21 protein-coding genes are annotated in these 21818 nt (G+C 45.1%); all 21 read left to right on the forward strand.

The genetic code is table 11. The features are described 5' to 3' along the window. Position 1: 1 nt before the first annotated feature. The 21 genes from pilO (at position 2) to K6T91_04115 (ending at position 21598) form a co-directional block, all read left to right on the forward strand. Positions 2-634, forward strand: a complete 633-nt coding sequence (pilO, locus tag K6T91_04015; protein ID MCL6471957.1) for a type 4a pilus biogenesis protein PilO — start codon at positions 2-4, stop codon at positions 632-634. Between the two features lie 11 nt (positions 635-645). Continuing rightward, positions 646-1242 (forward strand): hypothetical protein, encoded by a 597-nt coding sequence (locus K6T91_04020; protein ID MCL6471958.1) that lies wholly within the window; start codon positions 646-648, stop codon positions 1240-1242. A gap of 196 nt (positions 1243-1438) precedes the next feature. Beyond that, entirely contained in the window at positions 1439-2599 is a 1161-nt protein-coding gene (gene aroC, locus K6T91_04025; protein ID MCL6471959.1) for a chorismate synthase, read from the forward strand. Further along, a complete protein-coding gene (locus K6T91_04030; protein MCL6471960.1) occupies positions 2596-3126 on the forward strand; it encodes a shikimate kinase in 531 nt (176 codons plus the stop codon). The genes aroC and K6T91_04030 overlap by 4 nt, the downstream gene beginning before the upstream one ends. Before the next feature lie 2 nt (positions 3127-3128). Further along, a complete protein-coding gene (aroB, locus tag K6T91_04035) occupies positions 3129-4220 on the forward strand; it encodes a 3-dehydroquinate synthase (protein ID MCL6471961.1) in 1092 nt (363 codons plus the stop codon). A gap of 1 nt (position 4221) precedes the next feature. Further along, positions 4222-4689: a type II 3-dehydroquinate dehydratase gene (gene aroQ, locus K6T91_04040; protein ID MCL6471962.1), complete on the forward strand. Its 468-nt coding sequence runs from the start codon at positions 4222-4224 to the stop codon at positions 4687-4689. A 1-nt stretch (position 4690) separates the two neighbouring features. Further along, positions 4691-5800 (forward strand): Xaa-Pro peptidase family protein, encoded by a 1110-nt coding sequence (locus K6T91_04045; protein MCL6471963.1) that lies wholly within the window; start codon positions 4691-4693, stop codon positions 5798-5800. Between the two features lie 178 nt (positions 5801-5978). Next, positions 5979-6536: an elongation factor P gene (efp, locus tag K6T91_04050; protein ID MCL6471964.1), complete on the forward strand. Its 558-nt coding sequence runs from the start codon at positions 5979-5981 to the stop codon at positions 6534-6536. Between the two features lie 269 nt (positions 6537-6805). Beyond that, complete coding sequence (accB, locus tag K6T91_04055; GenBank protein ID MCL6471965.1) at positions 6806-8647, forward strand: acetyl-CoA carboxylase biotin carboxyl carrier protein; 1842 nt, start codon at positions 6806-6808, stop codon at positions 8645-8647. Positions 8648-8804: 157 nt separating this feature from the next. Beyond that, positions 8805-10151, forward strand: coding sequence for an acetyl-CoA carboxylase biotin carboxylase subunit (gene accC, locus K6T91_04060; protein ID MCL6471966.1), 1347 nt, complete (start codon positions 8805-8807; stop codon positions 10149-10151). A 53-nt stretch (positions 10152-10204) separates the two neighbouring features. Continuing rightward, the gene (nusB, locus tag K6T91_04065) at positions 10205-10642 is read left to right on the forward strand and encodes a transcription antitermination factor NusB (GenBank protein ID MCL6471967.1); all 438 of its coding nucleotides are present in this window, start codon (positions 10205-10207) and stop codon (positions 10640-10642) included. 104 nt (positions 10643-10746) lie between these two features. Then, on the forward strand, positions 10747-10965 hold the full coding sequence (locus K6T91_04070) for an exodeoxyribonuclease VII small subunit (GenBank protein ID MCL6471968.1): 219 nt from the start codon (positions 10747-10749) through the stop codon (positions 10963-10965). Between the two features lie 88 nt (positions 10966-11053). After that, on the forward strand, positions 11054-11833 hold the full coding sequence (locus K6T91_04075; protein MCL6471969.1) for a polyprenyl synthetase family protein: 780 nt from the start codon (positions 11054-11056) through the stop codon (positions 11831-11833). 227 nt (positions 11834-12060) lie between these two features. After that, on the forward strand, positions 12061-14007 hold the full coding sequence (dxs, locus tag K6T91_04080) for a 1-deoxy-D-xylulose-5-phosphate synthase (protein MCL6471970.1): 1947 nt from the start codon (positions 12061-12063) through the stop codon (positions 14005-14007). A gap of 4 nt (positions 14008-14011) precedes the next feature. Beyond that, positions 14012-14833, forward strand: a complete 822-nt coding sequence (locus K6T91_04085; protein MCL6471971.1) for a TlyA family RNA methyltransferase — start codon at positions 14012-14014, stop codon at positions 14831-14833. 96 nt (positions 14834-14929) lie between these two features. After that, entirely contained in the window at positions 14930-15793 is an 864-nt protein-coding gene (locus K6T91_04090; GenBank protein MCL6471972.1) for an NAD(+)/NADH kinase, read from the forward strand. Positions 15794-15803: 10 nt separating this feature from the next. Beyond that, positions 15804-17555, forward strand: coding sequence for a DNA repair protein RecN (gene recN / locus K6T91_04095; protein ID MCL6471973.1), 1752 nt, complete (start codon positions 15804-15806; stop codon positions 17553-17555). Continuing rightward, positions 17539-18522: a M23 family metallopeptidase gene (locus K6T91_04100; GenBank protein MCL6471974.1), complete on the forward strand. Its 984-nt coding sequence runs from the start codon at positions 17539-17541 to the stop codon at positions 18520-18522. The genes recN and K6T91_04100 overlap by 17 nt, the downstream gene beginning before the upstream one ends. A gap of 186 nt (positions 18523-18708) precedes the next feature. Further along, positions 18709-19830, forward strand: a complete 1122-nt coding sequence (locus tag K6T91_04105; GenBank protein ID MCL6471975.1) for a hypothetical protein — start codon at positions 18709-18711, stop codon at positions 19828-19830. A gap of 113 nt (positions 19831-19943) precedes the next feature. Continuing rightward, positions 19944-20834 (forward strand): copper transporter, encoded by an 891-nt coding sequence (locus K6T91_04110; GenBank protein ID MCL6471976.1) that lies wholly within the window; start codon positions 19944-19946, stop codon positions 20832-20834. 74 nt (positions 20835-20908) lie between these two features. After that, positions 20909-21598, forward strand: coding sequence for a glycosyltransferase family 2 protein (locus K6T91_04115; GenBank protein MCL6471977.1), 690 nt, complete (start codon positions 20909-20911; stop codon positions 21596-21598). Positions 21599-21818: the final 220 nt, after the last annotated feature.

The following is a 21818-nucleotide window of genomic DNA, read 5'->3' on the forward strand; positions in this document are numbered from 1 at the left end:
TATGAACAGTGCAGTAGCTAAACGACAAATATTAATACTAGTTGCGGTACTGATTTTGATGCTGGTCGGATTTTATTTTCTGGCATGGCAGCCGCAAACCGGGAAGCTCGCAGATTTGGAAAATCAAAAGTTGGTAGAAGAGACAAAGATCAAAACGTCAAAAACGACCTTAGAAGTGCTTGAGCAGAAGAAAAAAGACGCAGCAAATGTCGAGGCAGAGCTGGTGAAGATTCAGGATAAAATGCCAATCAGGGCTGAGCTACCAGATCTTATCACCCAGCTACAGGATATAGCCAATGATGCGGGTGTTAACCTTGTATCGGTAAAGCCCGGCCAGCTAACTTCAAAAGGTGAGTTCAGTGAATTGCAGATAAGCGTTTCCGTTGAGGGAAGTTATATCGCGCTTATCGATTTCCTGAAAAGAATAGAGAAGGCGCAGAGAATGCTAAAGACATCGACAATAGACATAAAAGTAAAGCAATATCCGGACCTTACGATGAATACAGGGTTGGTCGCTTTTACAATGGGAAGCGAAGAGACTTCGACCACAGCGGCACCGGCAAAAAGCGCACAGGTGGGTTCGGGTGCGGCTGATCAAACAGTACGGGTCAGTCAGAGCATGACCAATAAATAATGGTGGTTGAAATGGGTGCAAGAGCTAAAAAATCATCGTCTGGAAACATTAAGGAAATAATAAAAACACCAAAAGGAAAAGGGCTTGCCGCAGGTTTGGTGCTGGTTTTACTAATTCTAGTCATAATGATGGTCATGACATTCGCATTTCCAGTTTCAAATAACAGCCCTGCGCCTACCTCAAATGACCTTACGGAAAAGAAAACGTCGCCCAGCACTGTCGCCAAGACAGAAAGCAGCCAGACAGTGACAAGTGATACTGCGGAAACTGACTTAGTGGTAGGTGCTGATTTATCAAATTATAATGACCCGTTTAAGCCATTGGATGTAGTGGTGACTACTGCGGCGGCTGTCGGGCAAAATAATACCGCGACAGCTACCAGCTCGAGCGAGAATTCTGTAGATGTGCTATCGCTGCAGAGCATCAATGACCAGGGCGGCGAAAAATATGCTACCGTGCTCTATGGAGGACAACAGTATGTTGTTAAAACAGGGGACCAAATCGATAGCTCGCCTTTTTATGTTGAGGATATTGGGACGAGTAACATAACGTTGATATATGGTGACTCAAGGCTTAGCTTACAGATTGGAGATACGATTGTAAAGTAATAGGTTAAGGTAAGAAAAAGAAGGAGCGAGGGTCTAGAATCCAGAAGAAAAGCAAATTATAGAGCAAATGGGTGGGAGAAGTCCCACCCATTAGTAAATAAGTGGGGGAATTTGCTTTACCTTGAGGTCCATGAACGATGAACCAAAAACGAATTTATGATAAGTTATACTTATTAAAAATGGAGAGGTATTTTAAGTGCTTAGATATGTAACCGCAGGCGAATCGCATGGGCCTGCTTTATTTGCAATAGTAGAGGGAGTTCCAGCGGGTCTTATGATTACTGCTGAGAAAATAGATAAAGAGCTTGCCCGGAGGCAGTTGGGCTTTGGCAGGGGCGGGCGCATGAAAATAGAGAGAGATAGGGCTGATATCCTTAGCGGAGTAAGGTTTGGAAAGACTCTTGGGTCACCGATCACGATGAAGATAGATAACCGAGACTGGCAGAATTGGCAGGTTAAGATGTCAGTTGAGGAAGTCGCTGGTATTGAGGCGATTGAGCTGGTTACCCAACCAAGGCCGGGACATGCTGATTTAAGCGGCATTCAGAAAACTGGGCAGAAAGATATTAGAAATGTTCTGGAGCGTTCAAGCGCACGTGAGACCGCAGCAAGGGTGGCTGCAGGCGCGGTTGCTAAAATTCTTCTTGAGGAATTCAACATAAAGGTTATAAGTCACGTTATCTCTATCGGGGATGTAAGGGCAAACCTTGAGCGATTGCCAGCTCCACATGACCTTGAGCAAATAGACGAGTCGCCGGCAAGATGCTTTGACCCAGAAGCGACTGTCAAAATGGTAGAGAAAATTGAAGAGATAAGAAAGGCTAAAGATACTATTGGCGGGGTATTTGAAGTCCTTGTTTACGGGTGCCCACCAGGCCTAGGCGGTTACACATCGTGGGAGGAAAAGCTCGATGGGAATATTGCCCGAGCGGTTATGTCTATTCAGGCCATCAAAGGTGTTGAAATAGGCTTGGGCTTTAATGCTGCATATAGCCAGGGCTCGGAAACGCACGATGAGATATTTTATGACCAAGATCGAGGCTATTTCAGGAAGACTAATAACGCAGGTGGCATTGAGGGCGGTATGACTAATGGCGAGGTCATAATCGTAAGGGCAGCCATGAAGCCAATTCCGACGTTGATGAGGCCGCTCAAAACAGTGGATATCAATACAAAAGAGCAGGCAGATGCAGTAAAAGAGAGGTCGGATGTGTGCGCGGTTCCGGCTGCTGCGGTTATCGGAGAGGCGGTAGTGGCCTTTGAGCTGGCAAAGGCATTACTAAATAAGTTTGGCAGTGATGCATTAGAGGATATAAAGGCTGCTTACAATTTTTATTTGAAGAGGTTAAAAGATTGAAAAACATCGCGTTAGTCGGGTTTATGGGCTCCGGTAAAAGTACGATCGGTAATATTATTGCAAAAAGGATTGGATATTCATATATCGACGTTGATAAGCGCATAGAGGAAAAGACCGGAAGGACGATCTCGGATATATTCAGGAAGGACGGTGAGAATACATTCCGGCGAATAGAAGCCGCGGTGTTAAAAGATGTCCTCAAAAGCACAGCTGCAGTGATATCTTGTGGTGGTGGTATCGTCATCCAGAAGGAAAACAGAAGGCTCCTAAAGCAAGGTTCGTTAGTTGTCTATCTGAAGGCAGAACCAGAGGAAATTTATAGGAGGGTAGGCAACACCGGAAGGGAGCGCCCGCTTCTTAAGGTAGATGACCCGCAGGCGGAGATAAATAGGCTACTTAAAGAAAGAGAGCCTGTTTACCAAGAGGTAGCAGATATAGTCGTTGACACCACCGGAAGAACGGCAAGCGAAGCGGCTGAATTAGTTATAAAAGAATTAGAACTAAGAGATTATAGGCAAAGGTGTTAGGCTTGATAAAGCAGGTAGTTAATATATCGCTTGGTACAAGAAGTTATCCAATATATATTGGCGACAATATTCTTCACGGCTTCGTAGAGAAGCTTGAAGAGAGGTTTGAGCATGCAAAGGCAGCTATAATCACCAACTCAACGGTGTGGGACCTGTATGGGAATCAGATAACTGAATCTTTAATATCGGAGGCGGTTGATTATGAGCTGATACTGGTTCCGGATGGCGAGAATGCAAAATCACTGAGTATTGCAGAGCGGATCTATGGCGAGCTGATAAGCAAAGGCTTTGAGAGGAAAGATGTTATTATCGCATGTGGCGGAGGAGTAGTTGGAGATTTGGCGGGCTTTGTGGCCGCTACATACGAGAGGGGAGTGCCCTTTGTCCAGGTACCTACTACTTTACTCGCGCAGGTCGATAGCAGTGTAGGAGGGAAAGTTGCTGTAAACCATGAGCTTGGAAAGAACATGATTGGTGCTTTTTACCAACCATCGTTTGTTTATATAGACGTTGCTACGCTAAAAACTCTTCCTGCGACTGAGTTCTCGGGGGGTATGGCTGAAGTAATCAAGTATGCCTTCATAAAGGGAGAGCCGCTTTTAAGTCTCGTAAAGGAAAATAAGCAGAAAATACTTGACAAAGAAATGGATACTCTGGCTGAAGTAGTTAAGATGTGCTGTGCGATTAAAGGTACGATTGTTGAGCAGGACGAGCGAGATGCTGGAATAAGGGCTTACCTGAACTACGGACATACTCTTGCGCACGCTATTGAATCTATAACTAAATATGATTATCCACATGGGCAGGCGGTTGCAATAGGTATGGTCTTTGCTGCGAGGCTTGGCCAGAGACTCGGGATGCTAACGGAAGCTGACGTCGAGCTTCACAGAAGGTTGATATCGGCGTACGGCCTTCCGGCATCTATTTCTTCTGCAAAACCAGAAGATCTTGTTCGCGTTATGAAGAGGGACAAAAAGAGGGTTGGAGGAGGCCACATTTTCGTTCTCTTAGATGGAATTGGCAATCCAGTTGTGCGAAACATCGATGAAGAGTTTTTGGTCTCTACCCTTAGAGATTTTTTGAAAGAGGTATAGGATGGCAAAGATTCTTGTGATTCATGGGCCGAACCTGAATCTGCTTGGAAGGCGCGAGGTTGAAGTATACGGAACTCTAACCCTTGATGAAATAAACGAGCGGATTAATGAGGAAGCCTCCCGCTATGGTCTGGATACTGAATTCTTTCAATCCAACCACGAGGGAGAAATTGTGGATAAGATACAGGCGGCTGTCGGCAACGCTGATTGCATAATAATAAATCCGGGTGCATACACGCACTACAGTATCGCTATTAGAGATGCGCTTGCTGCAGTCAGCATACCAGCCATTGAAGTTCATCTATCGAATATACATGCGCGCGAGGAATTCAGACATAAATCAGTAACCGCGCCGGTTTCACTGGGGCAGATTGCTGGTTTTGGAGCATTGAGCTATGTACTTGCGGTGAGAGCCGCTGCAGAGATAGCTGAGAAGGCCCAAGGCCCAGGTTCCAGGGATCATAGGTAGAATGGAAATTACAAATAAAGTAATCCCTGATTATAAGGATAGAGTCAATAAGCTTAGGAAGCGCATGCTCGCTGAGAAAATCGATGCTCTTCTTGTCGTCGAGGCACATAATATCTTTTATTTATCTGGTTCAAACGGTGGATACACAGGGGCAAGGATATGCTTTGTAGTTGGGGATAAGACATCAACGCTTTTAATCGATCAGCGATACATAACTGAAGCAAAAGAAAATGCTTTTGCCGATAATATTATCTCATGGAACAAGCCGTCTTATAAAGAGCTTGTAAACGTGGTTAAAAAGCTTGGTGCAAAAAGAATCGGCTTTGAGTCTATGTACACCACGGTAAAGCAATACGAACGCATGGTCAAAGATTTTGAAGGCTTTGAGCTGGTTGGGGTATCTGGTCTGATAGAAGCCATCAGGGAGATTAAAGACCGAAATGAAATAGAAAAGATCAAAAAAGCTGCGCAAATAGGAGACCTAGCGTTTACCCATATACTCAAATTTATAAAATCGGGAATCACTGAAGCAGATATAGGTATTGAAATCGATTTTTTTATGCGTAAACATGGCGCTGAGAGGGTGAGTTTTGATACCATTGTTGCTTCAGGGCGGAACTCGGCCGTTCCCCATGCGACAATATCTAGAAAAAAAATCGAACCAGGAGATTTTGTTACGCTTGATTTCGGAGCCGTTGTAGATGGATACCATTCCGATATGACCCGAACCGTTGTGGTGGGTCAAGCCAGCCGAAGGCAGAAAAAAATCTATCAAACAGTAAAACAGGCGCAGGCTATGGCACTTGATGTTGTGAAGAGCGGCGCTGTTTGCAAGGATGTCGATGCTACAGCCAGAGATTTGATTAGGAAAGAGGGTTACGGAAATAAGTTTATCCACAATCTTGGCCATGGGGTTGGTTTGAATGTACATGAGGCTCCAACGCTTGGGCCTGGGAACGAGGATGCATTAAAGACCAACATGGTTGTTACAGTGGAGCCCGGTATTTATATAGCCGGATTTGGCGGTGTAAGGATTGAGGACCTCATTGTTGTAGCTAAAAATGGTTACAAATTATTGACCCACTCGACGAAAGACCTGCTTGAATTGTAAAATGTTCTAGTGCTGCAGTTTACAGTACTGCAGTGATGCATAAAATTCGTTATATTGAAGCTACATGTGCCATTATTTATCGGTTAGTAATCCTATAAGCAATTTATAAATCGTAAAACCGCAGCACTGCGACATGCAGCACTGAGAAACGATCTATAAATATTTTGGAGGTTTTTAGATGATAACAACTGCGCAATTTAAGAATGGGCTTACAATTGAGATCGATGGTACGATCTACCAGATTGTGGAGTTTCAGCATGTAAAGCCTGGGAAAGGCAGTGCATTCGTTCGCACAAAGCTTAAGAACTTTAAAACAGGTGCCGTTATCGATAAAACATTTAGAGCTGGAGAGAGCGTTGAGCAGGCAATCGTAAACAGAAGGCCAATGCAATATCTCTATAATGACGGTGCCGATTACCATTTTATGGATACCGAGACCTATGAGCAAATCAGTATAGCGCAGACCAATTTAGCGGAAGAATCAAAATACTTGAAAGAGAATATGAATGTTCTGATAGCCATGCATGAGGGGCAGCCTATCGGCGTTGACCTTCCAACAGCTGTAGAGCTCGAGGTCACGCATACTGAGCCTGGCGTAAAAGGCAATACCGCTAGTGGTGCCACTAAGCCTGCAACCCTTGAAACAGGCCTGGTAATACAGGTACCCCTATTTATAAATAATGGCGATATAGTAAAAGTGGATACCCGAACGGGCGAATATATAACAAGAGTCTAATTAGAGATCAGAAACAAACAGCCGGAAGCAGAAAACAAGAATCAAGGAACAAAAACAGGTTTGCGGGCTCAGGAAATTTCCTTACAGCAAGCAACAATGCAGACAACAAAGCGATCTTAACATGATTTCTAAGGGTACGAAGCATCGGTCTTGCTTCTAGCCGCTGATAAGTGCAAAAGTTCTTCACTGCCAGGTAAAAATAAAGTATAATATTGACAGTTACCCCATCCATTTTGGATGGGGTAATAAAGTATGAAATAGGTGCATAAATGAAGGCTAAATCTGTAAAAGTTACCGATACCACGCTCAGAGATGCGCACCAGTCCTTATGGGCGACGAGGATGCGCACGGACGATATGTTAAAAATCCTAGATCAGATCGACCGTATTGGATATTGGTCGCTTGAAACCTGGGGAGGCGCAACTTTTGATGCAACTTTGCGCTTTCTTGATGAAAATCCATGGGATAGGCTTCGCGTCATAAAGAAGCATGCGCCAAGAACGCCTCTACAGATGTTATTGCGTGGGCAGAACCTAGTTGGCTATCGTCAGTACCCCGATGATATTGTAAGAAGGTTTGTGCGCGAATCCGTAAAGAATGGAATGAATATCTTCAGGGTATTTGACGCTCTAAACGATACCAGAAACTTAAAAGTGGCTATTGAAGCTGTAAAAGAGGCGGGGGGCCACGCCCAGGGTGCGGTATGCTACACAATAAGCCCGGTTCACACGCTGGAGCATTATATCGAAACTGCCCTAGAGCTGGTGGATATGGGCGTTGATTCGATATGCATAAAGGATATGGCGGCTCTCCTTACCCCCTACAGGACTTATAAATTGGTAGAGAGATTGAGAAAAGAAATAGAGCTGCCCATTGATTTACATTGTCATTATATAGGCGGCATGGCCCCGATGAACTACTTGAAGGCAATAGAAGCGGGCGTGGACATAATTGATACGGCGACTGTCCCACTTGCATTCGGCAATTCGCAACCGGCAATTGAGATGATTGCCGCTGCCTTAAAGGATACCCCATATGATACTGGCTTTGACCTAGAAGAGCTGTTTAGCATAGCAAAGTACTGGGAGGATGTTCGCGCAAAACGAGGCTTCCAGCGAGGCATAACATCGCTTACTCATATGCAGGTATTTTCGCATCAGGTTCCAGGCGGAATGCTGTCAAATCTTTATAGCCAGCTGGAGCAGCAGAAGGCTCTCGACAGGATGAACGAAGTGCTTGAGGAAATACCGAGGGTAAGGGCTGAAGTTGGATATCCGCCGCTGGTTACGCCGATGAGCCAGATCGTAGGGACGCAAGCGGTACTGAATGTGCTTACCGGCAAGAGGTGGGCGATAATCCCTGATGAGATGAAGCAGTACGTAAAAGGATTGTATGGGCGGCCACCAGGTCCAATCGACAAAGACGTACAGGCGAAGATTCTGGGTGACGAGAAGCCAATCACCTGCAGGCCGGCCGATTTAATAACCGAAACTTTTGAAGATTATGCAAAGGCAATAGGAGACCTGGCAAAAAACGAGGAAGATGTGCTAACGTATGCATTGTTCCCAAATGAAGCACGAAAGTACCTCGAGGCGCACACTGAAGGCGCCGAAAAAGCGGTCTTTATGATGAGTGAAGAGATCAGGGCCGTCAAGGAGGACGGATATATGGATGTAAATCAAGTTCGAGAGCTAATAAAACTTCTTGAGGAAAGTGATGTTTCGGAAGTTGTTGTAGAAGAAGATGGCGTAAAGATATCTGTAAGAAAGGGATTTCCTCTTGCGGTAGAATCTGCATCATTTACCTCTAAGGGCGGTAACACAGAATCAGCTCAAGTCGCTCCGACTCAAGAAAAGAGTTATCCGGCACATTGGAAAGAGATCACCGCACCAATGGTTGGAACTTTTTATAGAGCGCCGTCCCCGGATGCCGATCCATTTGTTAAGGTTGGAGACGAGGTTGTAGAAGGACAGACGCTCTGCATCGTTGAGGCAATGAAATTAATGAACGAGTTGGCGGCAGAAGAAAGAGGCATAATAAGAGAGATTCTTGTAGAAAATGGGCATCCGGTTGAGTACGGGCAGTTACTGTTTCTTTATGAACCAATCTAAAGCGTTTAGTTATCAGCAAGAATTTAAAAGCTGCTAGCTGAACGTTGAAAGCTAATACCTATTAGCTGATAGAGCTGATAGCTAATAGCTGATAGCTTAAAGTCGCAATTGGTCACAAAACCTCCAAATCAAAATTCAAGGTTTATAGGAGCATAACTTGTTTAAGAAAGTCTTAATCGCAAACAGAGGTGAGATTGCCGTACGGGTAATTAGGGCGTGCAAGGAGCTCGGGATCCATACGGTTGCCGTTTATTCGGAGGCCGACAGAGAGGCTCTGCATACCCAGCTTGCCGATGAAGCAGTATGTATTGGCCCGGCACAAAGCCATCAAAGCTATTTAAATATACCAAACATTATAAGTGCGGCTGAGGTAACCGGTGCGGAAGCGATTCACCCCGGATATGGGTTTCTGGCAGAGAATCCTCAATTTGCAGATATTTGCAGATCTTGCCATATTACTTTTATCGGACCATCAGCAGAGGCAATCGAAGCAATGGGCCATAAGTCAGAGGCCAGGCGAAGAATGATGGAGGCTGGTGTGCCGGTTACACCGGGTACAGTAGGTTCCGTAAAAAGTGAAAAAGAGGCGCAAGAAGCAGCAGAGAGAATTGGTTATCCTGTTATCATAAAAGCATCCGCCGGAGGAGGCGGAAGGGGCATGAGGATTGCACAGAATGAGAAGGAGTTACTAAAGTTCTTACAGATGGCGCGATCTGAGGCAAAAGCCGCGTTTGGAAATGCCGACGTCTATATGGAAAAATATGTTGAAGAGCCTCGTCACGTAGAAGTACAAATTCTTGCCGATTCGCACGGTAATGTTATCCACCTGGGAGAGCGTGATTGCTCGATACAGCGCAGACACCAGAAGCTAATTGAAGAATCGCCGTCTCCATCGGTCAGCGATGAGGTAAGAAAAGAGATGGGCGAGGTTGCGGTAAGGGCAGCGAAAGCGGTAGGTTATGTTAATGCCGGAACCATAGAGTTTCTGGTTGAGCCGAATGGAAACTATTACTTTATGGAGATGAATACGAGGGTTCAAGTCGAGCATCCGGTTACAGAGATGGTAACAGGGGTCGATATCATAAAGGAGCAGATAAGAATCGCTGCAGGCGAAAAACTTGCCTACCGTCAGGAGGACGTAAAGCAAAACGGCCATGCAATTGAGTTTAGAATAAACGCGGAAGATCCCGATAAGAATTTTATCCCGCAAGGTGGTAAGGTTACTCTATATAATCCACCAGGGGGACCGGGCGTAAGAGTTGATAGTCATCTTTACTCTGGATACGATGTTCCGAATTACTACGATTCGCTTCTAGCTAAGCTAATCGTATGGGGTAAAAATAGGGATGAAGCAATAGCGAGAGGTCGCAGGGCGCTCGAAGAATGCGTGATCATGGGTCTTGCGACAACAATCCCGTTCCACTTGAAGGTGTTGGAGAACGCATTCTTTAGGGAAGGGGAAGTCTACACAAATTTCATCTCAAGATGGATGTTAAACGAGTAGTGTATTTTAAAGTATCAATCCTCTGTAGTAGGTAGGCAAGTAAGTAGGCAAGCATGATGTCGGAAAGAAGGAAGGCGCGCAAGGACGCGTTGGAAATCCTTTATGAAAAGGAAATAACGGATCAACCTATTGATGAGATCATAAAAAATCGTGAACTAGCGCGTGGCGAGGAGCCAAGTGAGTTTACGATGAAGTTGGTAGATGGCGTATATAGACACCAGCAGCAAATCGACAACATAATAAGAGAGCATACCGATAATTGGGCCCTTGAGAGAATGCCCATCGTTGATAGAAACTTAATTCGGATTGGCTTATATGAAATGCTTTATGAGGAGGATATACCCTATAGCGTTTCGATAAACGAGGCGGTTGAACTAGCCAAGATATATGGAATGGAAGAGTCGAGCAAGTTTGTAAACGGAATTTTGGGTAGAATTGCATCCGAACTAAAAGAGAAAAATAAGACGGGCAAGAAAAGAGATGCCAAGTAGCAGGATTCAAATCGATACCAGGGTTGTGCAGCAAGTAGCTTTTCACAGGCTGGATTACTGTATAATTGTAGTTGTAGAAACTAGAATATAAGTTGGTGATGGATTTGGAGAATATAACCTACTCTCAAGCAGTGGATCGACTCGAAGAAATTGCAGAACTGGTAAGAAAAAAAGAAATAAGCCTTGAAGAATCGCTTGATCTATTAGAAGAGAGCATCCAACTTGCGGCAATTTGTAATCAGGAGATTGACTATACTGTCTGGCTACCCCAAATAGAAGAAGAGGAAGAGATCCCGGGGGAGGATATCATAATTGCCGAGTAATTACCCTGAGGACACCAGGCTAATTGTTGAGGAAGGCCTTAAAAAATACTTTCCTGAAATTCGTTACCCTGAAGAAATTTATGAGGCTATGAAATACAGCCTGTTTTCCGGGGGTAAGCGGTTTAGAGCAGTTCTGGTAATAGAGGCTGCAAAATCTCTCGGCGGCAAACCAGAAGATGTTCTTCCGACTGCATGCGCCGCAGAATATATCCACACTTATTCTCTTATCCATGATGACCTCCCAGCGATTGACGATGATGACCTAAGAAGAGGTAAACCAACCTGTCACAAGGTGTTTGGTGAGGATATCGCTATTCTTGCGGGCGATGCACTTTTTGCGGAAGCGTTTCGTTTGATTAGCGCAGAGCAAAAAGCCGGCGATGCTGATATAGTAGTACGCGTTATAAATGAGCTTGCTACGGCATCTGGCGTTACCGGTATGGTTGGGGGGCAGGTTGTAGATATAAAATCGGAAGGGTTAGAGATTGACGCAGCAACGCTCGATTTTATACATGAGAAGAAGACAGGTGAGCTAATAAAAGCATCGGTTCGTGCTGGCGCCATGCTTGCCGGTGCAAAAGAAGGTCAGCTAGGCTTTTTGACAGATTATGCGAAATACCTGGGTTTGGCTTTTCAAATCACAGATGATATTTTAGATGTTATAGGCGATACCTTGGTTTTGGGTAAGACTGTAGGAAGTGACAGCAGGCAAGAAAAGGCGACATATCCCAAAGTACACGGGCTTGAAAAAGCAAAATACATGGCAAAGCTGATGGCTGATAAAGCTAAAGATGCATTAAGAGAACTAAATGGTTCTGGAAACGTACTGGCCGCGTTGGCAGATTTTGTTTACGAACGCGAGTACTAAGGTGCAGCAAGCACTAAAGTGGAAACTAGCACCAGGTGAATAGGCAGATAATTTAAGAAGATTATATCTTGCAGGTTTTGGAGTGCATTACAATACTTGAAATAGTATCATTAGCAACAGGCAATCATACTTAGTAGACGAAAGATACGGCTGCTTATTGCTTGAAATGGTGATTTTTAGAAGAAACTAAAGGATCTCAGCTGGCTTTATATTTAGACGAGGGTGATATGGACTATAAACTGCTGAACACTATCAAGGAACCGAAAGATTTAAAGCGCTTATCACATGGAGAGTTGGCTCAACTAGCGACAGAGATTAGGTCGAGAATGATTGAGACCGTATCTGAAACGGGTGGGCATCTGGCACCAAGCCTTGGCGTCGTCGAGCTAACTATAGCTCTACACCGCGCACTAGAGAGCCCAAAAGATAAGATAGTATGGGATGTTGGACATCAAAGTTATGTTCATAAGTTACTGACAGGTCGAAACGAAATATTTTCGACCCTTCGTCAATACGGAGGACTGGCAGGGTTTCCTAAAAAGAGTGAGAGTGAGCATGATTTTCTTGATAGCGGCCATGCAAGCAATTCGATAAGTTTTGCACTTGGAATGGCCGAGGCCCGCGACAAAAGGGGCGGAAAGGAAAATATAGCTGTCGTTATTGGCGATGGTTCACTTACTGGCGGTATGGCATATGAGGCGATGAATCAGGCTGGGCATCTTGAAACCCGCTTGATCGTAATTCTCAACGATAACGAGATGTCTATCTCGCCCAACGTTGGTGCAATATCTGGTTATCTTGCAAAATTAAGGCTTGATCCCGTCCATACAAAGCTTCGTAAAGAGGTTGAACAAAGGATAAAGAAGCTTCCGGCGATTGGTGAGCTTGTCTACGATATAGGAATGCATATCAAAGAGAGTGTAAAGGCACTACTTGTGCCGGGCATGCTTTTTGAGGAACTTGGTTTTACCTATATTGGGCCAATAGACGGGCACGATATTAGGGAGCTTGAGCAAAATATCCAGCTTGCCAAGCAGGTAGAAGGCCCGGTGCTGATTCATGCTATAACAAAGAAGGGTCTGGGCTACGCTCCGGCAGTTGAGCGTCCTGAAAAGTGGCACGGTATCGCACCATTTATTACTAAGACCGGCGAACCTAAATCTTCAAGTAGTGTTCCTACTTACACTGAGGTATTTGGCGATACAATGATAGACCTTGCAAGAATGAACGATAAAATTATCGGCATAACAGCAGCAATGACAAGCGGGACAGGGCTGGATAAATTCGCGAAGGTATATCCTGATAGATTTTACGATGTTGGCATAGCCGAGCAGCATGCCGTAACGTTTGCCGCAGGTCTTGCAATGGAAGGGTACCGGCCGGTTGTGGCGATATACTCTACATTCTTGCAGCGATCTCTGGATCAGATTATCGAAGATGTTAGCTTGCAGGAGCTCCCAGTAATTTTTGCGATAGATAGGGCCGGAATTGTGGGCGAGGATGGCCCGACACATCATGGAGCCTTTGATCTTTCATACCTAAGAAGCATACCCGACTTGGTAATCATGGCACCCAAGGATGAAAACGAACTGCGGTACATGCTCTACACAGCTACAAAAATGGAGAAGGCTGTGGCGATAAGATATCCAAGAGATAAGGGCTTAGGTGTTGAGCTATCAGATAAGTACCGCATGATTCCCGAGGGCAAGGCAGAGGTTATTGTTGAAGGCACCGATGTATGTATACTTGCGGTGGGAAGAATGGTACAGTCTAGCCTTGACGCATCCGTAATGCTCAGGGACCGCGGATATTCGGCTTCCGTGGTTAACATGAGGTTTATAAAACCTCTTGATATGGATGTAATCTCTTGGGCTGCAAAAAACCACGGGCTGGTCGTTACCGTGGAGGAGAATTCGTTGATTGGTGGTTTTGGATCTGGCGTTCTTGAAATTATGGCTGAGCAAGGCCTGACCACTCCGGTGCAGCGCCTGGGACTGCCGGATAGGTTTATATCACACGGTTCAATGAAACGTCTTCTTGCCGAGGTTGGCCTTGATGCTAACGGCATTGCGTATAACATCAACCGCAAGCTAGATGAGGTGGGTATAAAAGGTAGCTCAGGTATCGTAGGCAAGCGTCAGGGGAAGCGCACATCATTATTTAAGAAATATTAGAGATATGGCAAAAAAACGGGCTGAGAAGAAAAGGGCCGATATCTACCTGACCGAAGTGAAAGCTGCAGAAAGCCGTGAACAAGCACGCAGGCTTATCGAAGAGGGAAGAGTGTTTGTCAACGGCAAACCTATTAGCAAACCAGCAAGTTTGGTCGAAGAAGGTAGCCATATCTCGGTCGTAGAGAAATTGCCATATGTATCGCGCGGAGGAGTCAAGCTAGAAAAAGCCATCCATGATTTCAAAATAGATGTTAGAGGAAAGACCGCTATCGATATTGGGGCTTCAACCGGCGGGTTTACCGATTGTTTACTTAAACATGGTGCGCGCCATGTTACCGCAATAGATGTCGGTTATGGCCAATTGGCTTGGCAGCTTCGTAGTGATCCACGGGTTACTGTCCTTGAGAGAACCAATATCCGATATATCGACCCGGCGCTTTTACCCAGTCTGGCCGATTTGATAACCATAGATGTATCGTTCATATCCCTAGAAAAAATCCACGACAGCGTATCAAAACTATTGAAACCAACTGGCGAGCTCATAGCGCTTGTGAAACCACAGTTTGAAGTAGGAAAAGAACGTGTTGGTAAAAAGGGTGTGGTTAGGAGCGCTGAAGCTCATAAAGATGTGCTGAAGCGGATATGGGAGTTTTACGAGCGGCAAGGGATGTTTATCAAAGGATTGACTTTTTCACCGATCAAAGGTCCTGAGGGAAATATTGAGTTTTTGCTATATGCCTCCCGCATGAATGAGAGTACGTCTTTAAAGGATAGGGAAGCAATAATCGATGAGGTTGTGGAAACTGCTCATCGACAAGCGAAATAGTCCTGATCGTACAGGAGACGTGATATACTGAACTCGATAGCATATAATAACAAAGCAGAATGCTAAAAATGGGGGCAAAACAAGCAATAGATACCTATGAAAATCAATACTATTACTATCGTGCCGAACTTAGATAAGCCTGATGTGGCTAGGGTTGTTTTGGAGCTTATCGATTGGTTTGGTAAACAAAATGTAAAAACTATAATGCCTGAAGAGGACGCTGCGGGACTTGGCAGGCCTGAGCTGGCGGCGGACGAGTTTGCTATCCGGCAAAGCGGGTCGCTGGTCTGCCTTGGCGGTGACGGCACTATATTAAGGGGAGTGCGGCTGCTTAAAGGAGCGGAGGTTCCGATTATTGGCGTAAACTTTGGCCGGGTTGGGTTCCTATCGGAAGTCGAGTACAAAGACATGTACCCAGCTATGGAAAGGCTAATTGCGGGAGATTTTGCAATCGATGCGCGGATGATGCTGAAGTGTGCTGTTAAATCAGGAGAGTTTTATCGAGAATATCTTGCCCTAAATGAGATTTCATTAGAGCGAGGATGCATCCAGCGCATGCTGGTGATGGATGTCTATATTAACGATATACTCTTTAGCACCTACACCTCAGATGGGTTTATATTTGCGACTCCGACCGGATCGACTGCTTATTCCTTTTCGGCCGGCGGTCCGGTGGTTTCGCCTGAAAATGAGCTAATTCTTCTTGCGCCGATAAACCCGCACTCTTTGTTTGGAAGGACGCTCGTGCTGAGCGCGGGTGACAAAGTAAGGGTTGAGCTAAACAAGGAACCCAACGTTACAATTGGAGTTGATGGGTTTCCGGTAATCAAGTCGATGCTTATCGAATCCTTTACTATTGAGAGAGCAGAATCAAAGGCACTTCTAGTCAAGCTGAAAGAGAAGAATTTCTACACACTGTTTAAAGAAAAGCTTCGCGTTTGGGATACCTGGCTGCGTTAGGTGGAAGTAAATGCTGCAAGAGCTTTACATAAGCAATCTAGCTCTGATTGATAAAGCGCAAGTAAAATTTGGCGACGGCTTAAATATATTAACCGGCGAGACTGGGGCGGGCAAGACCGTTGTTGTTGGAGCAGTAAACCTTCTTCTTGGTGGAAGAGCAGATACTTCTTTGATAAGACGGGGAAGTAGTAAGGCTTCAATACAGGGACTGTTCGCAATCCCCAACAAAAAAGAGCTAAAGGATAGGCTAAGAGACCTGCTGGAAATTGAAGATGATGAGGGCCAGCTTATCATTCGCAGGGAATTATCGTTGGATGGCAAAAACAAATGTTTTATAAACGATCGCCTCGTCACGGTTGCAACTCTTTCCGATATCGCTAGACAGCTGGTTGATCTTCATGGACAGCACGAACACCAATCCCTTTTTAAGGTATCCTCTCACCTAAATTACCTCGATAAATACGGCGGAAAAGAGTTAATTGAGGCACGTCGTAAGTTTAAAGAGAGTAGCGAGCGCTTTAGAAGTCTCAAGGCTGAGCTAGAGCTTTTAAGTTCTACTGAGAGGGAGCTCCTTGGCAAAAAAGACCTCCTGCAATTTCAGATAAACGAGATAAGCAAAGCGTCGCTTAAGCCAAATGAGGATATCGAACTTACAAGAGAGAGGGATATCCTGAGGAGCGCCGAGAAAATTTATTCAGCGGTTGCAATATCAAACAGCCTAATATCCGAAAACCCGGAGGGCGTCTCTGCGGCCGATTTGCTGGCGCAGGCAGTATCCGGTTTAAGAGCGGTGTCAAATATAGATGACGATTTGGATGAACTGGTTGAGCGATTGAACAGCCTGTTAATTGAAGTCGAAGATTGTGCATCAAGCCTGCGCGATTATGCATTAAAGTTAGATTTCCCGCCGGGAAGGCTTCAGGAGGTTGAAGACAGGCTTGCTCTTATATCGCTGCTGAAGAAAAAGTACGGGTCGACAATTGAGGAGATACATGATTATTTGGAGCAGGCCTCAAAGGAATATCAGCTTTGTGATACCTCAAGTGATAGGATTGAGAAACTGGAGAAGGATATCGGTCAAGCTCAGGATGAGCTATCCAGAATTGCTGCAGATTTAAGCAATAAAAGGAAGGAGGTGGCGGATAGATTTGCCAAAGAGGTAGAGAAAGAACTTGCCGATTTAAATATGCCTAACGCAAGCTTTGTAGTATCATTTATCAGGGAGCAAGATGAAGATGGGTTATTGGTTGACGGAGAGAAAGTAAGATTCCATGCCTATGGGATAGATAAAGTCGAATTTCTGGTGTCGGCAAATAAAAGCGAGCCGCCTATGTCTTTGATGAAAATTGCTTCAGGCGGCGAAGTTTCAAGGATTATGCTGGCACTTAAAATAGTACTTGCGGATGCAGATGACGTGCCAACACTGATATTTGATGAGATCGATACCGGGGTAGGCGGAAAGACGGCGACCTCGATAGGGCAAAAGATGTCTCTGTTGAGTAGAAGACATCAGGTTCTGGCGGTAACGCACTTGCCACAAATTGCGAGTTTTGCGGATAAGCACTTCACAATAATAAAGAGCGAGGAGAGAGATCGTACAGTAACGGAAATATATGAGCTGCTCGACAGGGAGAGGATAGATGAGATGGCAAGGCTTTTAAGTGGAAACGCCCATTCAGTTGTATCACTTAAGCACGCAGAGGAGCTAATAGAAGAGGCGCGGAAGACTAAATACGGGTTGGTTGATGGAAGAGCAAACTAGCGTTAGAGGATATGGCGACAACGAAATCGTAGCTAAGACAACGGCAGAAACACCGGTCGGGGTCGACGATGAAAATGTAGATGAAGTGTCGGTTAGATTTTCTGCGGAAGAGCCCCAGGTAATCGATTTAACCGATATGCCTGATGAAGCGCAGGCAGAAACTTCAAGAAAAGCCGAAGCGGATAGTACGGCCAAACGGGTAGAGCTAAAGAGGCTTTTAAGGCGCAGACAGAGGCTTATTAAACTAAGACAGAGTCTGCTTATGGCAGTTATTATATTGGTTTTCGGTGTAGCAAGTTATGCCATAAGCGGGCTTGGCATAGGGAGGCCAGTGCAGCACAAGACCAAAGCAAAAGTAGTCGATACAGCGCTTCTTGAGGCCGAACGCATCTATGAATCGTTTGGTACAGTTGGTTCGACTGATTTGAAGCTATCACTGCCGGCAAAATTAGGTGACGTCATATGCGTTGGTTTTCACCAGGCAGAACGGAAGGAAGCCTACGGGATTGTACCGATCGGGAACTACCTTAACAAGGAATCGACTGCAACCGTAAGGGGAGCGTTTTCCAGATCAAAAGTACCATTACTATTTGTTATGGAATCGCGTGGAAGAGGAAGCCCGGCGACATCGGCAATGGATGTTGCGATGGTACCAGATGCGCTGGTATACAGCCCGGTCGATGGGGTAATAACCAAAGTAGTTACGTACAATCTCTACAATAAAGTGATGGATTATCACGTCGAGATACAGCCAGACGGTCATCCGGAGATGAGGGTTGCAATTATTCACATAAGAGATATCCAGGTTTCAGTCGGGCAGAGAGCGGTTAGGCGAAAGACAATCATCGGCCGCATGAGACCTCTACCCGAGGTATCGAGCCAAATTCTTAAGTACCTGCCATCGCGAGCAGATCACATTCATATTCAAGTGAACCCAGCGACAGTTGAGGGCAATATTGGGTCATAATTGTCGTAGAAGGGGTATATCATGGGGCAGTCACGAAAACTGTTTAAGAAGGCAGATGTTTTCGTTGAAAACATCAACGAGCTGGCGGAATCTGATAATAGAGCGAGCATAGATATACTTAGACTTAAGGGTAAGGGAAGCAGGAGGGTTTCCCCGCTAAACCGAAAAAGTGAAAAGGGCGGAACCATGTCGTATAAGGGAACTGCCAGGCTAGATAAGAGAACTAAAAAGCTGGTTAAGAGGTTGAAGCCGGGCGATATAGCCATTATCGACCACGAAGACCTTGATCGGGTGACGGCTGAAGCGCTTGTTGAGACCGGCGTTGAAGTAGTGATAAACGCTAGCCACTTTACTTCGGGGAAGTATCCGAATTCTGGTCCTGCAATTTTATGTTCTGCCGGTATATACCTACTAGATAACGTCGGGATAGAAATATTTGACCTTGTTAAAGAAGGAACGCCTATTACCGTTAAGGGCGATAGAGTCTATTCTGCCGAAAAAGAGGTTGCAAAAGGAAAGAAACTTACACAAGCGATCCTTGAGCAGGAATATGAAAAAGCGGCTCGTAAGCTGGGTGAGCAGCTAGAGAAGTTTGCGGTAAACACCCTTGAATATATGCAGAAAGAAAAAGAGTTAATTCTAGACGGTTCAAGGGTTCCGGAAACGCGGGTAAACTTCGAGGGCCGCCATGTTTTGATAGTGGTTCGAGGATATGATTACAAGGCGGATCTAAAAGCGCTTAAATCCTATATTCGTGAGGTTAAGCCGATATTGGTAGGCGTTGATGGAGGAGCCGACGCGCTGATCGAGGAAGGTTATAAACCCGATGTTATAATAGGCGATATGGATAGCGTTGTTGATGATACCCTGCGTTGCGGTGCAGAGCTGATCGTTCATGCTTATCCGGGGGGTAGGGCTCCTGGGATGAAACGGCTGGAAAAACTTGGCCTCTCTGCGACGGTTTTTGAAGCGGCCGGAACTAGTGAAGATATCGCTATGATTCTGGCGTATGAGAAGGGGGCAGATCTGATAGTTGCTCTTGGAAGTCATGCCAATCTCATTGAATTTTTAGATAAGGGACGAAAAGGGGCATCCAGCACTTTTCTTGTCCGCTTAAAAGTTGGAAGTAAGCTTGTTGACGCAAAAGGCGTTAATAAACTATATAGATCAAGCGCAAAGATAAGTCATCTTGCCATCCTGTTTTTAGCCGGACTGAGTGCTATCATTATTATTGTGCTGGCCGCACCTGGTATTAGGCAATCAATTCGGCTCTTCGTGATCCAGCTAAAATTGATGCTTGGAATATAGCTATCGACAAGGGCAAGAGAAGATATGATGAAATAAAGCCAGGAGCTAGAGCTAGAAGAAACGATTCTAGAAACCTTAATCTTAATAAGAAGTCTTAGTTTTAGGAGAAGTCAATGTTAGATATGCGCTATCATGTGGCGTCACTTATTGCTGTGTTTTTAGCTTTGGCGATCGGCATACTGCTTGGCACAGTAATAGTAGACAAGGGCGTGATTTCAAATCAGCAGAGCGCACTGGTAAAAAGAATAGAGGCAAACTTTACAGCATTAAGGGATGAAAACCGTTCGCTTAAAGCAGAGCTGTATCAAAAGAGAGAGTTTGAGAACAAATCATTTCCAGTCGTTGTGCAAAATAAGCTTTCCGATACTAAAGTAATAATAATTAGCACTGGGACTCTTTCGGATGGTTCGCTTATATCAAACATTGCTGACGATTTGAAGAAGGCAGGAGCGGCCACAAACACGGTTTGGGTGCAGGGCGATTTTAAAATCAACGATGATGCACTTGCCACGTTGCAGCCATATTTTCAGGACCAGCTAAGCAAGAATAATGCGCGAGAAGAGATTCTAAAAAAGATGGTAGCCGATATAGTTAAAGGCGCAGAAGATAGCGCAACCGCTGCAAATGAAACTGGCAGTAGTTATTTGCAGCAGCTGAAGGATCTGAGGTATATCAAAAGCGACATAGACTTTAACGCGCAAGTAGCGCCGGTATCAAAGTTTGTTATTGTCGGGGGGTCAGAGACAAATGAAGACCCTAAGAACACTGATTTGCCCATAATTTCCGAGTTAAAGGCTTTGGGTGTAAGGGTTGTGGGCGTGGAATCAACCACATGCAAAAAGTCATATATGCCTTTTTATCAAGCAACAGAAATACCAACCGTAGATAATGTAGACCAGAGGATCGGTGTCATATCGATGATATATGCATTGGCGGGGGCCGACGGTAATTACGGTTTAAAAAAGACGGCGGCGCAGCTTATGCCAAATCTTATAACCCCGTAAAGCCATGGTTAATAAATGTTGCTTGTCTTGGTTAAATACATTTCGCGGATTTGCGGTGAAACCGGTGGGATAAAGTGAAAAACAAAAGCGTTGTTGCACTAATTGCTGCCTACAATGAGGTTGACCGAATAGCCGCAACAATAAACGCGGTAAAACAAGTAGACCTGGTATCAAGAATTTTGGTGGTAGACGACGGCTCAACTGACGGGACCGCGGATATTGCCAAAGCTGCCGGCGCACAGGTCATAAGACTTGAACAAAACATGGGAAAAGGAAAAGCGCTTCAGCAGGCCATAGAGGAAGTAACAGAGGATATTGTCGTGTTTCTTGATGGCGACCTTGGCGATTGCGCAACTGAGTCAAAAAAAATTATTGCTCCTGTGTTGGCTGGAGAGGCCGATATGGCAATAGCGGATTTTCCGAAAGCGCAGAAGGCCGGAGGAATTGGGCTTGCCAAAGGCCTGGGCCGCTGGGGAATAAAGACTTTTACCGGCGTTGAAATGAGCGAACCGCTATCAGGCCAAAGGGCAGTAAAAACGGAATTTATCAAGAACGTAAGATTTGAGCCTGGATACGGTCTTGAAGTTGGGATAAGTATTGATGCACTTAGCAGAGGGTGTCGGGTTGTTGAAGTGCCAGTCAACATGACTCACCGCGAAACGGGGCGGGATTTTAAAGGGTTTGTACACCGGGGACAGCAATTTAAGGACATATTGAAGGTTATTCTAAAAAGGAAGCTTAAGGCAAAGAAGCCTCTCAATTAGGTATCACTCATTTAAGTTTGGATGTCTAGAAGTGCCAAAGTGCAAATGTCTTTATATATTATCCTAGCGCTGCGGCTTTCCATACCCACATATTACCAGCATAATATCATATAATATATCGGCGAATATTTGCCGATATATTATTGCGTAAGCGAATACCCCCCGCTATGCGGGGGAGTTCAAATAAGGCGAAGCCGTTATGGTAGTGACATAAAAGCCC

Source organism: Bacillota bacterium (genome assembly GCA_023511485.1).
GTDB lineage: Bacteria > Actinomycetota > Aquicultoria > Aquicultorales > Aquicultoraceae > CADDYS01.

Bases quoted from the DNA above. Each gene is read 5' to 3' on its own strand.
- pilO (MCL6471957.1), top strand. From the start codon at position 2: ATGAACAGTGCAGTAGCTAAACGACAAATATTAATACTAGTTGCGGTA.
- K6T91_04020 (MCL6471958.1), top strand. From the start codon at position 646: ATGGGTGCAAGAGCTAAAAAATCATCGTCTGGAAACATTAAGGAAATA.
- aroQ (MCL6471962.1), top strand. From the start codon at position 4,222: ATGGCAAAGATTCTTGTGATTCATGGGCCGAACCTGAATCTGCTTGGA.
- K6T91_04045 (MCL6471963.1), top strand. From the start codon at position 4,691: ATGGAAATTACAAATAAAGTAATCCCTGATTATAAGGATAGAGTCAAT.
- efp (MCL6471964.1), top strand. From the start codon at position 5,979: ATGATAACAACTGCGCAATTTAAGAATGGGCTTACAATTGAGATCGAT.
- accB (MCL6471965.1), top strand. From the start codon at position 6,806: ATGAAGGCTAAATCTGTAAAAGTTACCGATACCACGCTCAGAGATGCG.
- nusB (MCL6471967.1), top strand. From the start codon at position 10,205: ATGATGTCGGAAAGAAGGAAGGCGCGCAAGGACGCGTTGGAAATCCTT.
- K6T91_04075 (MCL6471969.1), top strand. From the start codon at position 11,054: ATGAAATACAGCCTGTTTTCCGGGGGTAAGCGGTTTAGAGCAGTTCTG.
- dxs (MCL6471970.1), top strand. From the start codon at position 12,061: ATGGACTATAAACTGCTGAACACTATCAAGGAACCGAAAGATTTAAAG.
- K6T91_04085 (MCL6471971.1), top strand. From the start codon at position 14,012: ATGGCAAAAAAACGGGCTGAGAAGAAAAGGGCCGATATCTACCTGACC.
- K6T91_04090 (MCL6471972.1), top strand. From the start codon at position 14,930: ATGAAAATCAATACTATTACTATCGTGCCGAACTTAGATAAGCCTGAT.
- recN (MCL6471973.1), top strand. From the start codon at position 15,804: ATGCTGCAAGAGCTTTACATAAGCAATCTAGCTCTGATTGATAAAGCG.
- K6T91_04100 (MCL6471974.1), top strand. From the start codon at position 17,539: ATGGAAGAGCAAACTAGCGTTAGAGGATATGGCGACAACGAAATCGTA.
- K6T91_04105 (MCL6471975.1), top strand. From the start codon at position 18,709: ATGTCGTATAAGGGAACTGCCAGGCTAGATAAGAGAACTAAAAAGCTG.
- K6T91_04110 (MCL6471976.1), top strand. From the start codon at position 19,944: ATGTTAGATATGCGCTATCATGTGGCGTCACTTATTGCTGTGTTTTTA.